Origin of the sequence: Microcoleus sp. PH2017_24_DOB_U_A, from assembly GCF_020738205.1 — a bacterium.
Lineage (GTDB): Bacteria > Cyanobacteriota > Cyanobacteriia > Cyanobacteriales > Microcoleaceae > Microcoleus.
Window position 1 is genome coordinate 40,938 of sequence record NZ_JAEQCT010000043.1, and the last position, 17,604, is coordinate 58,541.

A 17,604-nucleotide genomic window follows, 5' to 3' on the forward strand; every position below is an offset into this window, starting at 1 on the left:
AGTTCAGTGTTCATATTGCAGCATTGAATACTTTAGTCTGTAGAACTTTGGTATTCAAAACCTTACTATCTTTCTCTATGCAACCTAGCCAACTAGACCAAACTTTAGGACTAGAAATACAACGTCGTCGCATAGAGAAACGTTGGTCACAGGAATATCTGGCAGAAGTCACAGGTCTGCACAGAACCTATATCAGCCAGCTTGAGCGAGGGCTGAAAAGTCCATCTGTGAGGGTTCTTAGTCACATTACAAATGCTCTGGACATAACAATGGGTGAATTTTTACGAGCCGTAGAGGAACTCTTGAGTGCTGACAGAAAACGAAATTGAAAGATTGAGGCAAGCCATTATTACTACCATTGCATCTCCAGTTATCGGCTCGATAGAGGATTATACTTGGGAAGCAATTTTTCATTATGTCAAGGATATTCCTTTATCAGATCCAGCATTAGGACGTAGCAAACTCCTCTATGATGCTGTTGACACCACGACTGCAACTGGTTGGTCACTCAAGTCTCTTCAACTGAATAGTCTTACGGTTGTCAATACATTTTGGTTTGTCATTCAGAGAGCAGATGTTATCAAAAAGGCTACCCAACTTGGTTTTCCTGGTTTGACTGAACAATCCTCACCTGCTGAACTAGGAGCAGCTATTGTTCAGCATTGGAACGAGAAAATTAGATCGAGTCAAGCAGCACAGAGCATTATCAATAGCTATGAAGGCATATTGCTGAAAACCATTAGAGGATATGAATATATTTACTGTGAATTCCCTCTTAATCCACTTGACCCAAATGCTTTTTCTTGGGCTTGGACAGTTGATAGAGTTACTGGAAAATCAGGAGCAGGGCTACAAGGCAGTATTGGAGGTAAGCCAGAGTTGGTTTGGTACAAGAATCAAAAGCAACTTTTCAGAGCTAGAACCATTTCTTCAGAAGCCGTTCACATCAGGGTTGAGCGAACTCGTCTTACACTTGATCGATATGTGCAGACTGTGCTCTCAGCTTTGCAAGATCAACTCAGTACACAGTCTTTTGACGGTGAACTTCGAGAATAGATGCAGCTATTACTTTGCCTAGAAGTGGGGGTACTGATTCTCCGATTTGAGAAGCCATATCAGTGTACGTTCCCAAAAAGTGAAAGTTATCTGGGTAAGAATGCAATCTTGCAGCTTCACGGATTGTAATTGTCCGATTTTGGGTTGGATGAAAAAACCTGCCAGATCCTGGATGGAAAACCCACCTTGTGATAGTTCTTGCTGGTTTATCCCAGTAAAGCCTTCCATATGCACCGCTATAGTGCTTTTTAGGGGCTAATTCAGGTGGCAAGTCTCTAGCATCTTGCCCTTCACTAAGAAGACGCGCTCTTGACATTTGAATGGGACTCAAAGCACGAGCAACGTGATTGAAAAGTTTCGTACTTCCATTACGTATCATTGCTTGGTACGCAGTTTGGGGTGGCAAAGGATAAACTTCAGCATTATATTCCTCTCCTGCATTCAATGACGGCAAATCTCCAATCGCATCTCTAACTGTGACGACTGAAGAAATGTTTGATTTTAGGAGACTCAGTTGGTAACAAGATTTCGTAGCTCTGTAATCGCTTCTAATCTCGCCAGCGTGTGTAGGTTCAGGAAATTGAAGTGGTTTATCTAAACTAGCCACGAAAAAAGCCCTTGATCTGGTCTGCGGTACTCCATAATGCGCGGAGTTTAGCGATCCATAAGTTACTTTATAACCTTGCAATTCAAGTTGTTGTATAATTTCATTCTTAACTACACCACCGTAAGCTTTCAAGATTTCAGGTACGTTCTCCATAACAACGTAAATGGGTCTAAATTCTTGTACGAATTCTAAAAATGTCCGATATAACTGATTGCGAGAGTCGCTAAGATATCGATAGTCAGCAGGAATATTTCTTGAAAATCCTTGGCATGGGGGGCCACCTATCAACACTGTTAGTTCCTCCCTCTGCAAACCCAAACATAATCGCAAATCCAAAGGATTGACCTCGCGTATATCCTGATGAACAATTTTGGTGTTTGGGTAATTGTGCTTATAGGTCGCTAGGGCTTTAGCATCCACCTCGATCGCACATAAAGATTCAAAACCAGCTAGGTGAAATCCTGTAGTCAAGCCACCCGCACCAGAAAATAAGTCAATAGTCTTATATGTCATACTCGAATACTATAGTATTAGGACTTGCTTGTCAACCAACTTCAGCAATTGGCGTCTCTTGCTTCTCCTAAATTTTATGCTTGCTTTTCCCTGCAATTATTTTCCCAAATAACCCATACACCATAAAGATTTGAAAGAGGCAGCTATAGCCTTTCTCAAAAAGATGAGGTACTCATGGGGATAGGCCTCCGTGGGTTCCGTGGCCTCCGTGGCCTCCGTGGGCATACCTCACTTTTTTGATAACCGCTATATCTCTGCGGTGAACGCTACCTCCCCATTCCGAAATAAATTTAACAGCAACCGCCGCCGTTATAATGCCAAGTCGAATCAGTAATCAACACCTGATCCGGCATCAATCCCCCCAACTTCCCAGCAGTTTTATCGCACACCGCCGCCGGAACTCCTCGCTGCAAAACGTGACCTGCTCCGTCATCAAACAGCTCTTCAGACCCCGCATAAATCGCCGTCTTGCCCGTGAAAATGCAAGCGCCATCCGGGGGAATGTCCACTTTAAAGGACACTGTATCGAGGCTTTCTAACAACAGATCCGCATCCAATTTGTAATTGTGTTTGTCCAGCAGCCTGTAAGGACGGCGCGCCCGGACTTCCACTTGCCCAAAGCCCACGTCTACAAGGTGTTGAACGTATTCTGCGTATGTCAGAGCACCCGACAAACACAAAGCCCGCAAGCGCTGATCGTCTTTCAAATGCTGCGGAATTGCGCGAGTTGCGATCGGATCGCTCATCAACAACCTGCCCCCTGGCTTCAACACCCGATAGGTCTCCTTTAATGCCTTAGCTAAATCCGCAGGTTCAAAGATATTAAACAAGCAATTTTGTGCGACAACATCAACAGAAGCATCCGGTACCGGCAACGCAAAAGCATCGCCTTCTATAATTTCCACAAAACTCTCGTCAAACCAATCATTTTCGTGGGCGGCAATTTGCAAGTTGCGTGCAGCCGCTTCTCGCATTGCTGCAACCGGATCGACGGCAATAACCGATCCATTGTGCCTAGAAAAATAAGCAAATTGCAGTGCTTCCAATCCGCCGCCGACGCCGACATAAAGCACGACTGGATTTCCGACAAGTTCGGCGGCGTGAACGGTGGTGCCGCAGCCGTAGTTCATTTCTTGCATTTGTTCGGGAATTTTTAATCCTGGGAGTTGCAAGGGACTGCTTTGGACGCAGCACAGTCCAATTTGGGGAGTTTCGGCAACGTCGCTATAAAATTTGGCTGCTGTTTCGAGATAGGTCATTTTCAATTTTCCTGTGTTTTTTGACCGCAGATGTAGGCGAATTTAGGCTGATGTAGGCGAAGCCTTCCCGAAGGGTACGCAGATGAATTCAGAAATATTTTTTAGGTTTCAAATTCGACTTTTTGTTCTGATTTTGGTGTGTTTTCTGGTTCTGAAACTGTTGTTTCGGGAACTGCTTTTTGTTCTGATTTTGGTGTGTTTTCTGGTTCTGAAACTGTTGTTTCGGGAACTGCTAATTCGGTGCTTTTGGGAGCGGCAACCGAGGGCGCTGGTGCTACCAGATTGGGAGATGCTTCTGGTATCGCAGGAGCGACTACTTTAGGTACAGGAGCTTTGTCTGTTATTTCTGGCAGGGTTGGGGGTACTGAAGGATTGGCAGGTTCGGTAACTTGATTCAAAAAGTTGCGAAACCGATTGTAGTATCCTTTGTATTCCTGTTTCTGTGTTTGGGGAGATGGTGTTGGTTTCGGCTCTATTATTTTAACGGGTACAACAACTTTGGGGGTTTCTAACTGTGGAGTTGCTATGGGTTTGGGTTCTATGACTTGAACTGGTTCCACAACTTTGGGGGTTTCTAGCTGTGGGGTTGCTGTCGGTGTCGGTGTCGGTTCTATGACTTGAACTGGTTCTACAAGTTTTGGTGCTTCGAGTTGGGGGGTTGCTGTTGGTGTCGGTTCTATTGTTTGAACGGGAGCAACTTTTGGCTCTAAGCTCGGCTCGGTAGCTGGGGTTTCTGGAACCGCTGGTGAGGGTTCGGCTACTGGTGTTTTTTCTAATGCAGGTGTCGGTGTCGGTTCGGGTGTTGGTTCGGGTGTCGGTTCGGGTGTCGGTTCGGGTGTCGGGGTTGGGGTTGGTACTTGGTAGCTGCGATCGACTATACCGCGAGTTTCTGCTACTGTGATCTCGCCCCGCACTAATTTAGAAAAAGTATCTTGCCCCTGGGGTTGGTAATCTATCAGTCTGACTGTATTATTAAAGGCGTTTTTGACGGTATTTCCCTGTTCGTCGATTAATTCTAGCTGCACCCAGTTTTTCCCGGGTTTGAATCCTTTAAGATATATAGGTTGCAACTGGTCGATCGCGAAACTTTCCCCGTTCACTGTGGCTCGAATTTTCCAATCGAGTATGTCATCTTGGGAATTTGCTTGAGCCACTTGGTGCAAAGGCGCATTTGTCAAGTAAAAATCGAGCAGGATTGGTTCTGCCCCGTAGCTGCCTTGCGGGCTGTTGTACGTTAGTAGGGGCAATGTGCGATCGGGATTGTTGTCCTGTGTTTTGGTAAAAATGTGAAAGGTGGTTTGGGCCAAAGCACCTTCGTTTTTAAAGCTTTCTTCCCAAGGTCGAGCTGCGAACACCCGCAGGGTATGGGTTCCGGGTTCTAAGTTGGAGAGCGTTAAAGTTTGGTTGATGTCGTAAACTGCTGCATAAGGTTGGTTGTCTAATAAAACTTGCAGGTGGGGCCCCAAACCCAAGTTTGCTTCTTTGAAAATGGGGAAGTCCTTGACTTGGAACTTAACAGACACATTTATATCCTGAAGCACTTCGTCAGGTTTTGGATTCAAAATACTTATTTGAGGCTGGTAAATTTCTAGAGCCTGACGCAGTTGTTGAATGGCTTCTGGGGGAGAAACCTCTGAGATTCTGTTTACCTCGGCGGTAGCTGAGCCGCTCTTGTTTCCTGATTTGGGCATGGAGGGATGGCCCGCGCCACAACTTGCTACACCCAAAATCAATACTGCTGCTGCAAACAATGCCAGCAGCCTGCCTGCAACCGTTCTCTGCCAATTGATGCCAATCACGCAACTATACTCCTAGAAGCCTTCTCATAGGGAACTATAGCCCAAAACTGAATTTAGTATTGCCGAATTGCCGATCGGCAATTGGGGGGCCCCCTGTGTCGCGGATTCAGGCTGTGCCGGCAACCAATCCGATCCCACTAATAACTGCCCCAGCCATTTTCTTAAACATCTCTCTATAAATGAGTATTCCTCAATTGCTTTATCTTTGAGTTTTGTAAACTTAATGGCAATACCCCTTGACTTTTTTGAGGGGCTGTGGAAATTAAAGGGGGTAATTGCATCAAGAATTGAGGCTTTTTTAAGTATTGTTAACAAGCGATTAATACTTCTCTAGCAGGCTTATAATTCATAAAACTCCCTCAAAAGGAGCAGCCGCATCAAACCTAAATCCAGGAGGCGATCGGCAGCTCTGGCGAGAAGAGTTGGCAGTACCCAGGGACATTGTTAGCGACACTGGGGAACTGGCTTCTTTACAAAGAAGCAAAATGCTTGGGGAGACGATCGACCTGCGTGTAACTCTGGAAAGAGCGAAGTGCAAGCTGTTTCGGGGAACCGAGAATCCCCCGCCTAATTAAGCGTGGGGAGTGTCAGATACAGTATTCAGTTCTCGTTCCTTGTCTTATCGAGAGGAGAGTCTTCATGACCATTAGTCCTCCAGAGCGAGAGGTAAAAGTTAGAGTAGTAGTCGATAAAGATCCGGTTCCAACTTCCTTCGAGAAGTGGTCAAAACCAGGTCATTTCGATCGCACTCTAGCTAAGGGGCCAAAAACCACCACTTGGATTTGGAACCTCCACGCTAACGCTCACGACTTCGACAGTCATACAAGTGATTTAGAAGACGTTTCGCGCAAAATCTTTAGCGCTCACTTCGGCCACTTGGCAGTAATTTTCGTATGGTTGAGCGGCGCATATTTCCACGGCGCTAAATTCTCCAACTACGAAGCTTGGCTGACAGATCCTACAGCCATCAAGCCCAGCGCTCAAGTGGTTTGGCCGATTTTTGGTCAAGAAATTTTAAATGCAGATGTAGGCGGCGGCTTTCACGGGATTCAGATCACCTCTGGTTTGTTCCAACTGTGGCGCGCCAACGGCATCACTAACTCATACCAGCTATATTGCACTGCGATCGGCGCCTTGGTAATGGCAGCCCTGATGCTATTTGCCGGTTGGTTCCACTATCACGTCCGCGCTCCGAAACTGGAATGGTTTCAGAACGTAGAATCGATGATGAACCACCACTTGGCAGGTTTGCTAGGCTGCGGATGCTTGGGCTTTGCAGGACAACAAATTCACGTTGCTCTGCCGATCAACGCTTGCATGGACGCGATCGATGCAGGCTCACCGTTGACAGTAGGTGGCAAACTGATTAAAACAGTTGCCGATATCCCACTGCCACACGAGTGGCTTTTCAACTCAGCCTTGATGGCTGACATCTACCCCAGCTTTGCTCAAGGTTTAACGCCCTTCTTCACCCTCAACTGGGGCGCCTACAGCGACTTCCTGACTTTCAAAGGTGGTCTGAACCCCACCACAGGCGGTTTGTGGCTGAGCGATACAGCACACCATCACTTAGCGTTGGCAGTGTTGTTCATCATCGCCGGACACTTCTACCGTACTAACTGGGGCATTGGCCACAGCTTCAAAGAAGTTTTGGAAGCTCACAAAGGCCCCTTCACTGGCGAAGGCCACAAGGGGATGTACGAAATCTTCACGCAGTCTTGGCACGCCCAACTGTCGTGGAACTTGGCCTGGATGGGCTCTATCAGCATCCTCGTGGCTCACCATATGTACGCGATGCCTCCGTATCCGTACATCGCGACTGACTACCCAACTCAGCTATCCCTGTTCACCCACCACATGTGGATTGGCGGATTCCTGATTGTTGGAGCAGCAGCTCACGCAGCAATTTTCATGGTGCGGGATTACAATCCGGCTCAGCACGTTAATAACTTGCTCGACCGCGTACTCCGCCATAGAGATGCAATCATCTCTCACCTTAACTGGGTTTGCATATTCTTAGGCTTCCACAGCTTCGGTTTGTACGTTCACAACGATACAATGCGAGCTTTCGGTCGTCCTCAAGATTTGTTCTCAGATACCGGTATCCAATTGCGTCCGATATTTGCCCAATGGGTACAAAATATCCACGCTTTGGCACCAGGTAACACAGCGCCTAATGCTATGGAAATCGTCAGCCACGCTTTTGGCGGCGGTGCAGTAGCAGTCGGTGGCAAAATAGCGATGATGCCGATCGAGTTGGGTACGGCGGATTTCATGATCCACCACATCCACGCTTTCACCATTCACGTTACAGTTCTGATTCTTTTGAAAGGCGTGTTGTTCGCACGCAGTTCTCGCTTGGTTCCTGACAAAGGCAGCTTAGGCTTCCGGTTCCCTTGCGACGGCCCAGGCCGTGGCGGTACCTGCCAAGTTTCTGGTTGGGATCACGTGTTCCTCGGCTTGTTCTGGATGTACAACTGCATCTCGATCGTGATTTTCCACTTTAGCTGGAAAATGCAGTCGGACGTGTGGGGAACAGTATCGCCAGACGGCACAATTTCTCACATCACCGGCGGCAACTTCGCACAAAGTGCGATCACGATTAACGGCTGGCTGCGGGACTTCTTGTGGGCGCAAGCTTCTCAAGTAATTCAGTCCTACGGTTCGGCACTGTCGGCCTACGGTCTGATGTTCCTAGCTGGACACTTCGTGTTCGCCTTCAGCTTGATGTTCCTGTTCAGCGGCCGCGGCTACTGGCAAGAACTGATTGAGTCCATTGTTTGGGCTCACAACAAGCTCAAGGTAGCTCCTTCCATTCAGCCTCGCGCTCTGAGCATTACTCAAGGTCGGGCTGTGGGCGTAGCTCACTACCTCCTAGGAGGAATTGTCACTACGTGGGCATTTTTCCTAGCGCGAATCATCTCGGTAGGGTAAACTACCTTTAGGTTTTGGATTCAGGATTTGGGAGCAATCTCAAACCCAGAATCCAAACCTCGGAACCGAACCTCTTCAACGTTCAGGATTCAGGATTAATCAAGGCTTATGGCAACGAAATTTCCAAAATTTAGCCAAGACCTTGCCCAAGACCCGACCACACGGCGGATCTGGTACGGGATTGCCACAGCGCACGACTTTGAAAGCCACGATGGCATGACCGAAGAAAATCTTTACCAAAAGATTTTTGCTTCTCACTTCGGCCACCTAGCAATCATTTTCTTGTGGACTTCGGGCAGCCTGTTCCACGTAGCATGGCAAGGTAACTTTGAACAGTGGATTAAAGACCCTCTAAACGTCCGCCCGATCGCTCACGCGATTTGGGACCCTCAATTCGGTGCTCCAGCAGTAGAAGCTTTCACTCAAGCGGGCGCTTCTAACCCAGTGGACATCTCCTACTCTGGTGTTTACCACTGGTGGTACACCCAAGGGGTTCGGACAAATGGCGACTTGTATCAAGGAGCTATCTTCTTGCTACTGTTGGCTTCTGTCATGCTGTTCGCAGGTTGGTTGCACCTCCAGCCGAAGTACCGCCCGAGCTTGTCTTGGTTCAAGAATGCTGAATCTCGCCTCAACCACCACTTGGCTGGTTTGTTCGGTGTCAGCTCTTTGGCCTGGACTGGTCACATGGTTCACGTTGCTATCCCCGAATCTCGCGGACAGCACGTAGGTTGGGAAAACTTCTTGTCTACCCCTCCTCACCCGGCTGGTTTGGCTCCGTTCTTCACTGGTAATTGGGGCGTATACGCCGAGAACCCAGATGCAGCAAGCCACGTATTCGGTACTGCCGAAGGCGCTGGAACTGCAATTCTGACTTTCTTGGGCGGCTTCCACCCTCAAACAGAATCCCTGTGGCTCACAGACATTGCTCATCACCATTTGGCGATCGCAGTTCTGTTTATCGTTGCCGGTCATATGTACCGGACTAACTTCGGTATCGGTCACAGCATCAAAGAGATGTTGGATTCAAAAGCTGGTTTGGTAGGCGGTAAGAGTGAAGGTCAGTTCAACCTGCCTCACCAAGGCCTTTACGAAACCTACAACAACTCGCTGCACTTCCAACTGGCATTTCACCTCGCTGCTTTAGGTGTAATCACCTCCTTGGTCGCTCAGCATATGTACGCGATGCCTCCTTACGCTTTCATAGCGCAGGATCATACGACAATGGCTGCGTTGTACACGCACCACCAGTACATTGCTGGTTTCATCATGGTCGGTGCTTTCGCCCACGGAGCTATCTTCTTGGTGCGGGACTACGATCCTGAAGCTAATAAAGGCAACGTGCTCGATCGCGTGTTGCAGCACAAAGAAGCGATTATCTCTCACTTGAGCTGGGTGTCGCTGTTCTTGGGCTTCCACACTCTCGGCTTGTATGTTCACAACGACGTTGTAGTCGCTTTCGGAACTCCTGAAAAGCAAATCTTGATTGAACCAGTGTTCGCACAGTTCATCCAAGCTGCTCACGGGAAGGCTCTGTACGGCATGGACGTGCTACTTTCTAACCCAGACAGCATTGCGGCGACTGCTTGGCCAAACTACGGCAACGTATGGCTCCCAGGCTGGTTGGAAGGAATCAACAGTAGTACAAATTCTCTGTTCTTGGCGATCGGACCTGGCGATTTCTTGGTTCACCATGCGATCGCACTTGGCTTGCACACCACCACCTTGATTTTGGTCAAGGGCGCTCTGGATGCACGCGGTTCTAAGCTGATGCCGGACAAAAAAGACTTCGGTTATGCTTTCCCTTGCGACGGCCCCGGCCGTGGCGGTACCTGCGATGTCTCTGCTTGGGACGCGATGTACTTGTCTGTCTTCTGGATGTTGAACACCCTAGCTTGGGTAACGTTCTACTGGCACTGGAAGCACCTAGGCATCTGGCAAGGTAACGTCGCTCAGTTCAATGAGTCTTCTACCTACCTGATGGGCTGGTTCCGCGATTACCTCTGGCTGTATTCTTCTCAGTTGATCAACGGTTACAACCCGTATGGTACTAACAACCTGTCAGTCTGGGCCTGGATATTCTTATTCGGACACCTAGTTTGGGCAACTGGTTTCATGTTCCTGATCTCTTGGAGAGGTTACTGGCAAGAGTTGATCGAAACCTTGGTTTGGGCTCACGAGCGCACTCCTTTGGCCAACTTGGTTCGCTGGAAAGACAAGCCTGTTGCTTTGTCGATCGTCCAAGGTCGTTTGGTTGGCTTAGTTCACTTTACTGTGGGCAACGTCTTCACTTACGCAGCCTTTGTAATTGCCTCGACGGCCGGGAAATTCGGATAACTCTGAACTCTGGTTTCTAGGTAATTAAATTAAATCCCCTGCCTTCGGGCGGGGGATTTTTTTTTGATATAGGAACCGCCAAGACCGTTAGTATAGTAGGGGCAGGTTCGCCAAAATCTTTGACACCGATTGACAAAAGATCGAAACCTGCCCCCACCCCACGACTATATTCAAAAACGTCCTAACCATCCTGGCGGTTGCTATATGTTTGTTAAATGTTGAGAGTGAAGAGTATTTTTTTATGGCGAAGTTAGCCCAGGAAACAATTGCTAATATCTTGAATTTGCAACAGCGACTTTTAGCAGGAATTGACGAAGCCAAATCAGCAGAATTTGCCATCTTTGAGCAGTATGGCGAGATCGAAGCAACTGCTACGGTTTTAGATCAGCTTCAAAACGCCGCAGAACGGCTCAGAGAGCCTTACTCTCGTTTATACACATTGTTACTGCGGATTGCTGAGGATCAGCCGATCGCCTCCTCTGCTATGCTGGATTTACTGTATCGCAGCATTGAGCAAGGACAAGTAGCGCTTGATGCGTCATTGGCAAGTGTTGAAGAAGCTAAAAGGGATTGGAACATACTATGAGTGAGCAAAGACAACTTCCCGAACCGGAAAAAGTTAAGAACACTGTCGCCATGCTTCGAGACAGCAACCGAATGCTGGAAGCTTGGACTCAAACACTAGATGAACTAATTGCAATGGTAGAAGCTGATATTCGCAATAGTCCGATTAATGTTCATCGGCGGGAGAATGCGAAGCGGTTGGCTGAGTCTGTCAAGCAGGAATAAAAGTGCGATCGATCCTCTAAACCTCATTTTGGGTAATAATAGAGAAAAGCCTGAGTTTTCAACATGGTTCAACTGTCTTCTGACTGGAATAATGAGGCTTATGTGTCTCTGCATCTGGTTCAGACAATGCTGGAGATGGCGGGTTTGCCTCGCAAGAGTAGTTATTCTCACTGGATTCCAGAGTTTAAGGTTAAAGTACCCAGGCTGACTACCAATGGTCAGATAGTTTCGACTCAAAAAGAGGTTGATTTCTTAGTTGAAGATTTGAGTAGGTATATTAACTTTCTGGTTGAAATTAAGACGGCTAAAACCAAACTTAATGCGGAAGCTCGCATTCAATTAGAAAAATATCTGAAATACTCTCGTACAAGATTTGGGATACTGATTGACCCATTTTCAGTTGAGATTTACGAATATACACAAGGGAGTGCGACACTAAAGTGTAAGCACAATATAGAAAACCCAGAACAAGTTCAACCAGTAGCAAATTTCGTTAGATTTTTTTTGGATATAGTTAAAATGCGTACAATTGCAATTCATACATCCAAGGGCGGGGTTGGTAAAACTACTTTGGTTGTCAACATTGCCTATGAGCTGGCAAAATTAGGTAACAGAGTTTTAGTTATTGACTTAGACGATCAAGCCCATGCTAGCCTATCCTTGGGGGTCAACAAAGCTGATGAGTTTGACAAAGCTTCTACCTTAGCAGAATTTGACACAGTTTTGGATTCTTTTCTGGATAGAAAAGAAGTTATAGAGTTTTTGAAAGACTATGACACCCCAAGTTTTAAGTACAAAGAATATATCAAGAGTTCCCCTATTAATAAAGTTTTTAGTAAAACAGGCTGTTCTGGGAAAATTGATGTTTTACCCAGTAGCTATAAAACCAAAGATTCTGCTCTCGCCAACTTAATCGGTATTCGTGAAAAGCGATTAAATAAGGCTTTGCAACAATCCGGTATAGCTAATGATTATGATTATGTACTTATAGACACACCGCCAAGCGCTACTACGATCACTAGCAATGGACTCTATGCAGCTCAATATGTGGTTATCCCATCCCAGATGGAATATCTTTCAGTCTATGGCATCAGAACCCCAATTAGCCGAGCTAAAGAAGTTCAAGAGGAAATGGGAAAGCGGGGAGTAATTCTGGGAATTGTACCAATGATGACAGAAAAAAATGTGAAAATCCATACTACAATTAAGCAGTCAGTACAGCAAAGATTTCAGGGACTCACGATTCTGCAAGAAATAAAGAGAGCTGCTGCTGTTGGTCAAGCATCTCAAGTACGTCAGCCTATCTCTTTGTTTGCTGAACATAATAAAGGAGCAGCCGAAGTTGCAACGCAATTCTCAGCATTAACCCAACAGATAATGACAAGAATAAATCAGATTGAAAGTTCAGTAGGAATGTAGAAATGGTCAAATTTTATACGGGTATTGAGAGTCAGCCTAGCCTTGTTGTTTTAAATCAGATAAAGGTTTCTCAAGAAAAATCTGGAATTTCAAAGTCTGATTTAAAAAAAGTTTCCGAAAGCTTAAAGGTGTGGGAATTTAACTTGGCCCTGCCAATCGTTTGTATTACTGATGAGGAAGACAAATACCACTTGCTAACTGGGCTACCAATCTATGAAGCAGCAGTTGAAGCAGAGCTTGAGCGAATTTGGGTATTTCTAATTGCAGCTAAACAACCAGAAGCAGAAAAGGCTATTGAACAAGCACTTTTGCAGTCAAAGTTGAATGAAAGGGTTGTTGAGCCTCAAGATATTACAGATTTCTTGGATTTTATTAACAATCCAAAATCTGACCTTACCTCAATCCCTGGAGTTAAAGATGGATACGCAAAGCTGATCCGCGATCGGCGTGTTTACAGTTCTCTGGAAGATATGCAGAAAAAACTAGGTGCTAAGCGGGGCTTAAATTGGCTAAGAGCATACAAGCAATCAAAAAGCTAAGCTCGCCAGTTCTTGAAGTTTTGAGAAGTTTGATCGCTCTGAACCCCTCAAATCTCACCATTAACTTGCATCTGATGCACCTTGTCCGCCAACTCTTGGCGACTTTCCTTGTCGAGTGCATCAATTGCCAGCATTCCCAAGTACACGACTTCCTTCTGGGTGAGTCTGGTCGCTTGGGCTTGTTTTTGAATGACTTCCTTAATCACGGAACTGACCGCGATCGCCGTATTAGTTTTTGCCACGAAGAATAATCAACTATTAATAACTTTTCTTGATGTTAGCATCCTAAGTCAGATTAAGTATGATAATGTTTGACTAATCATAGTTAATCATGCTATAGTGTAAAAAATACAAAAAGGCGATCGCCCCCGGTCTTGACAACTTAGCGGCGATCGCCTTTAAAACTTATCTAGACAGGTATCAACTGTCTAAGTTATCCATCATGATAGCAGCATTCCAGCTAAAATCAAGCACCCTCGCCTGCTCAAAAATTCTCCACAAGTCCCCAGTCCTTCACCCCTTGGCAAGATTTGTCACCGAAGAAACAGTTGCACTGCTGTTCAATATCTCAACAGACCAGATTTACCGCATCGAATGCTGTCGCTACATGGTCTACGTCCACGCCAAAGGCATCAGCCGGTTTGTCAGCTATGCTGATTTTCCACCAATTTTAGGAGTAGAATTGCCGAAACTTCCAGACTTTGGCAGATGGTACAAACGCTGGAAAGGCAAAAAAGCACCTAATTTTTGGACACAGTTTTACACCCATCAATTCAAAAACGCTATTACTGCGGATAAACAGCTTGCATGGGGTCTCTTGGTAGCTGTAGTGAAATCCCTGTTTTCAGCAATAGCATTGCAGCAACTGCGAGATGCTTATGTATACGAAAAATATTGGCGGGAAAATTTTTGAATATGCGATCGACCGACGAAGAACTGCGAGAATGAGGAAAGGAAAAATTAAAATAAATGGCGATGAATCGATACAGTACGATCGTCCAATGGTCTGACGAAGATCAACTTTTCTTAGTGACGATTCCAGAATTTGCCGATCGCGTGATTATGCCCTGTACACACGGTGAAACCCGCGAAGCAGCTATCCGACATGGCGAAGAAGTGATCGAAATGTATCTAGAAGCTTGGCAGGAAGAAGGTTCGCCCATCCCGGAACCTAGCATTCTTCAAATTGCCTGAGTAGAATCCCAAGCCGAAAATCTGCTGTCGTTGAATATTAGATATCTAAAAAGCCGCCCTATTCCTCCAAAACCTCAACCAAATCCTCAATCATCACATCAAAAGTTCGAGCTAACCTCCGCAGGCAAGTAAAGTCAACCATTGCCATTTCAGGACGACGAGCATAGCTTCTGACGGTGCTATAAATTACCCCAGAACGATCGGATACTTCCTTAAGCGTCCAGCCCTTCTCAGCAGCTAGTTCCCGAATTTTTAGCCTGACTAAACCCATGCTTGACAGTTGATGCAATTGCGTCGTATAATTGTATATGTAAAGAGCGATCGCCCCCCGGCCTCGAAAACTAAAGGGCGATCGTCTTAAAAACTCAATCTAGACAGATTATTTCTTTCTATCAAAAGCGCATTTGCCATATCCAGAAGTCTACTAACCATATCCAGAGGTATACTAGCCATGATATCAGAAACTCCGGCAAAATCGCGGACGATCGCAGAATCCAAGATAATTCACAAATCTCCAATCCTGCATCCGCTGGCGAGATTCGTCACAGAAGACACAGTAGCACTGCTGTTCAACATCTCAACAGACGACATTTACCGGATCGAATGCTGCCGCTACATGGTGTATGTCCACGCCAAAGGCATCAGCCGGTTTGTCAGCTACGCCGATTTTCCCCCAATCTTACGAGTCAATCCGCCTTCCCCTCAAGATTTTGGCAGATGGTACAAACGCTGGAAAAGCAAGCTAGCACCGGGATTTTGGACTAAATTCTATACGCACAAGTTCAAAGAGGCTGTGTCAGTTGACAGCTTGCTGGAGTGGGGAATGTTGGTAGCTAAACTTAAATCGGTGATTTCTGCTTCAGGGCTGCAACAGCTACGAGATGTTTATTCCCAAGAAAAAGATTTGATGGAAAGATTTTAAAGTGCGATCGAATACTGATAATTTTGATTTGTTTGTCAATGGTGGCGGACAAGTATTGATGATTAATATACCGATTGCATAAGTCTTTGATTGGTACAGAAACCGCAGATGTCAGACGGATAAACACAGATGCGACGCAGATAATTTAAGTAATTGGAAACGAAGTAATACCAGATATATAATGTTCATAAGCTTGGCAAGATCTATCAAAAATACGTAAGGTGCGCGGCGCGCACCCTACAATCTCAAAGCTTAGGAGAAAAACCCCGCATTAGGATAAATTGAAACTTAAGCAGGTTCTAACTTGGCAATTACCTTTTCCATGTACTCGGCAACTTTGGTTTCTTTTTCCACAGAGTTGGTTTCCATGTAAACGCGCATCAAAGGTTCCGTTCCCGAAGGCCGCAGCAATACCCAACCGCCGTCTTCAAGATACAGTTTAATTCCGTCTTTGCGGCCGATTTCCTTAACGCCAATACCCGCTATTTCCGTGGGTGGATTCTTGGTAAAAGAGTCCAAAACGGCTGCTTTGTGCGCTTCTTCTAGGTGTAAGTCCAAGCGTTTGTTGTACAGGGGGCCGTCGGCTTCTTTGATGGCTTCTTCTACTAGCTGAGATAGCGGTTTGCCTTCGTAGGCGATCGCCTCAGCAACTAGCATATCAGCCAAAATCCCATCTTTTTCGGGGATGTGACCCAAAACGCTCAAACCGCCAGACTCTTCGCCACCGATGAGCACGGCTGTTTCTCGCATCTTTTCGCCGATGTATTTAAAGCCGACTGCGGTTTCGTAGATTGTTAAACCGTATTTGGCGGCCATATTATCTAGCAAATGGGTAGTTGCGACGGTACGGACGATCGCCCCAGTCAAGCCTTTATTCTTAACCAAGTGACGCGCCAACAGCAACAACACGGTATTCGGAGTCAAGACATTACCCAACTCATCAACAATACCAAAGCGATCGCTATCGCCATCCGTAGCCAAACCTAAATCGGCTGAATCCTTCTTAACAGCTTCCACCAACTCGACTAACTGTTCGCCCTTGGGTTCAGGCATTCCGCCCCCAAACAGCACGTCGCGGTAGGTGTGAAAACTTTCCACATCGCAGCCGCAGTGTTCCAAAACACCGTCGAGATAGCCGCGAGAAGTCGAATAAAGAGCGTCGTACTTCACCTTCAACTTAGCAGAGCGAATCCGCTCCACATCAATCAAAGTATAAAGAAACTTCAGATATTCAGGTTTCGGGTCAAAAGTGGAGATTTTATCGTTGTGGCTGCCTATGGCTGGGGCATCAGAAGCACCAGTAATATTTGCCACAATGGTATCCGTAATTTCCGGGGTTGCCGGCCCTGCGTAGTCGGGGATGTATTTGATGCCGCAGTAAGGTGCGGGATTGTGCGAAGCCGTGAACATCAGGGCTCCTGCGGAGTTGAGATGCTTGGCGCTGTAGGCGATAACTGGTGTCGGACAATCTCGATCGACTACCATCACCGTCCATCCCAAATCTGCCAAGACTTCCGCCGATGTGCGGGCGAACTCGTCTGCCAAAAAGCGGGTATCGTAGGATACTAGCACTGGACGGTCTTTGGTGTAAGCGGTTTCGAGGTAGCTGGCGATCGCCCGGGTGACTTTTCGCACGTTGGCAAAAGTAAAGTCATGGGCAATCAGTCCCCGCCACCCATCGGTTCCGAACTTGATTTCTTCTGTTGAATTGCTGGCGCTCATAAAAAAGCTCGGTAAGTGGGAAACTCAGAGTCTTTAGACCTGAGAGGAAAACGACCAGGCGGTTGAAACCGCCTTGAATTTTTCCATTACCGCCTTGGGATTGTTTGACTAGGTGTACTTTTGTAATGTACTTTCAATGGGACAATTACCATTTCAAGCTTCACAATCCTGTACGCATAATGGTTGCCTTTGTTGGGTCTCCCTTACGGGGTAATGTTAGCTTCGCCAATGTTATCAGGGCTTGTTGGGCTTGCAACACTGTTCCAGTGACTTTAGAACTGTTTAATTGCAAACGACAGAGCAGGGGACTAGCTTCGCATCCACAGGGTGTCGTGACCTAAATAACGTAGTCAGTTAAGACTTAGGCTGGTCAGAATAGCTGGCTTCGAGACTTGCTCGCGACCAAGCGAGCGTGTCTGGTTGAGTCGAGGGGGGATATTATTCCCCGCCCCTCTCAGTTAGAACCGGACGTGCGATTTTCACCGCATCCGGCTCCCGATGTTCTTGGCTTACG

Annotated in this window: 17 protein-coding genes; 11 read left to right on the top strand and 6 right to left on the bottom strand. The window is 46.5% G+C overall.

Annotated elements, in window-relative coordinates:
- The first annotated feature begins 77 nt into the window (after positions 1–77).
- Positions 78–329, top strand: a complete 252-nt coding sequence (locus tag JGK07_RS12730) for a helix-turn-helix transcriptional regulator (RefSeq protein WP_293176859.1) — start codon at positions 78–80, stop codon at positions 327–329.
- Positions 307–1,056 carry a hypothetical protein gene (locus JGK07_RS12735; protein ID WP_293176803.1) on the top strand — a complete coding sequence of 250 codons (750 nt, stop codon included), beginning with the start codon at positions 307–309 and terminating at the stop codon, positions 1,054–1,056. Before JGK07_RS12730 ends, JGK07_RS12735 begins: the two co-directional genes overlap by 23 nt.
- On the opposite strand, the gene JGK07_RS12740 is transcribed toward JGK07_RS12735, so the two are convergent.
- The 3 genes from JGK07_RS12740 to JGK07_RS12750 all read right to left on the bottom strand — a co-directional run bounded on the left by JGK07_RS12740 (position 1,019) and on the right by JGK07_RS12750 (position 5,234).
- Complete coding sequence (locus tag JGK07_RS12740) at positions 1,019–2,176, bottom strand: DNA cytosine methyltransferase (protein WP_293176801.1); 1,158 nt, start codon at positions 2,174–2,176, stop codon at positions 1,019–1,021. The genes JGK07_RS12735 and JGK07_RS12740 overlap by 38 nt on opposite strands.
- A gap of 290 nt (positions 2,177–2,466) precedes the next feature.
- Entirely contained in the window at positions 2,467–3,435 is a 969-nt protein-coding gene (gene arsM, locus JGK07_RS12745) for an arsenosugar biosynthesis arsenite methyltransferase ArsM (protein ID WP_293224568.1), read from the bottom strand.
- A 101-nt stretch (positions 3,436–3,536) separates the two neighbouring features.
- Positions 3,537–5,234, bottom strand: a complete 1,698-nt coding sequence (locus JGK07_RS12750) for a hypothetical protein (RefSeq protein ID WP_293196643.1) — start codon at positions 5,232–5,234, stop codon at positions 3,537–3,539.
- 639 nt (positions 5,235–5,873) lie between these two features.
- Between JGK07_RS12750 and psaA the strand changes: the two genes are divergently transcribed.
- The 6 genes from psaA (at position 5,874) to JGK07_RS12780 (ending at position 13,252) form a co-directional block, all read left to right on the top strand.
- On the top strand, positions 5,874–8,168 hold the full coding sequence (gene psaA / locus JGK07_RS12755; RefSeq protein ID WP_293176795.1) for a photosystem I core protein PsaA: 2,295 nt from the start codon (positions 5,874–5,876) through the stop codon (positions 8,166–8,168).
- 108 nt (positions 8,169–8,276) lie between these two features.
- Positions 8,277–10,505 (top strand): photosystem I core protein PsaB, encoded by a 2,229-nt coding sequence (gene psaB / locus JGK07_RS12760; protein WP_293176793.1) that lies wholly within the window; start codon positions 8,277–8,279, stop codon positions 10,503–10,505.
- A 241-nt stretch (positions 10,506–10,746) separates the two neighbouring features.
- Positions 10,747–11,091: a hypothetical protein gene (locus tag JGK07_RS12765; RefSeq protein WP_293212221.1), complete on the top strand. Its 345-nt coding sequence runs from the start codon at positions 10,747–10,749 to the stop codon at positions 11,089–11,091.
- Positions 11,088–11,294 carry a hypothetical protein gene (locus JGK07_RS12770; protein ID WP_293212219.1) on the top strand — a complete coding sequence of 69 codons (207 nt, stop codon included), beginning with the start codon at positions 11,088–11,090 and terminating at the stop codon, positions 11,292–11,294. The genes JGK07_RS12765 and JGK07_RS12770 overlap by 4 nt, the downstream gene beginning before the upstream one ends.
- A gap of 63 nt (positions 11,295–11,357) precedes the next feature.
- Positions 11,358–12,713 (top strand): ParA family protein, encoded by a 1,356-nt coding sequence (locus tag JGK07_RS12775; RefSeq protein WP_293176787.1) that lies wholly within the window; start codon positions 11,358–11,360, stop codon positions 12,711–12,713.
- Positions 12,714–12,715: 2 nt separating this feature from the next.
- A complete protein-coding gene (locus JGK07_RS12780; protein ID WP_293176786.1) occupies positions 12,716–13,252 on the top strand; it encodes a hypothetical protein in 537 nt (178 codons plus the stop codon).
- Positions 13,253–13,299: 47 nt separating this feature from the next.
- Here JGK07_RS12780 and JGK07_RS12785 read toward each other — a convergent pair whose 3' ends face one another.
- Positions 13,300–13,494, bottom strand: coding sequence for a hypothetical protein (locus JGK07_RS12785; RefSeq protein ID WP_236506337.1), 195 nt, complete (start codon positions 13,492–13,494; stop codon positions 13,300–13,302).
- A 200-nt stretch (positions 13,495–13,694) separates the two neighbouring features.
- Here JGK07_RS12785 and JGK07_RS12790 point away from each other — a divergent pair, with 200 nt between their 5' ends.
- Both JGK07_RS12790 and JGK07_RS12795 read left to right on the top strand, forming a co-directional pair.
- Positions 13,695–14,165, top strand: a complete 471-nt coding sequence (locus tag JGK07_RS12790) for a hypothetical protein (RefSeq protein WP_293176782.1) — start codon at positions 13,695–13,697, stop codon at positions 14,163–14,165.
- A gap of 62 nt (positions 14,166–14,227) precedes the next feature.
- Entirely contained in the window at positions 14,228–14,446 is a 219-nt protein-coding gene (locus JGK07_RS12795) for a type II toxin-antitoxin system HicB family antitoxin (protein WP_293144835.1), read from the top strand.
- Between the two features lie 58 nt (positions 14,447–14,504).
- On the opposite strand, the gene JGK07_RS12800 is transcribed toward JGK07_RS12795, so the two are convergent.
- The gene (locus JGK07_RS12800) at positions 14,505–14,717 is read right to left on the bottom strand and encodes a helix-turn-helix transcriptional regulator (protein ID WP_193974409.1); all 213 of its coding nucleotides are present in this window, start codon (positions 14,715–14,717) and stop codon (positions 14,505–14,507) included.
- A 180-nt stretch (positions 14,718–14,897) separates the two neighbouring features.
- Between JGK07_RS12800 and JGK07_RS12805 the strand changes: the two genes are divergently transcribed.
- Positions 14,898–15,368, top strand: a complete 471-nt coding sequence (locus JGK07_RS12805) for a hypothetical protein (protein WP_293176780.1) — start codon at positions 14,898–14,900, stop codon at positions 15,366–15,368.
- A 288-nt stretch (positions 15,369–15,656) separates the two neighbouring features.
- Here JGK07_RS12805 and JGK07_RS12810 read toward each other — a convergent pair whose 3' ends face one another.
- On the bottom strand, positions 15,657–17,090 hold the full coding sequence (locus tag JGK07_RS12810) for a phosphoglucomutase/phosphomannomutase family protein (RefSeq protein WP_293176776.1): 1,434 nt from the start codon (positions 17,088–17,090) through the stop codon (positions 15,657–15,659).
- Positions 17,091–17,604 lie beyond the last annotated feature (514 nt).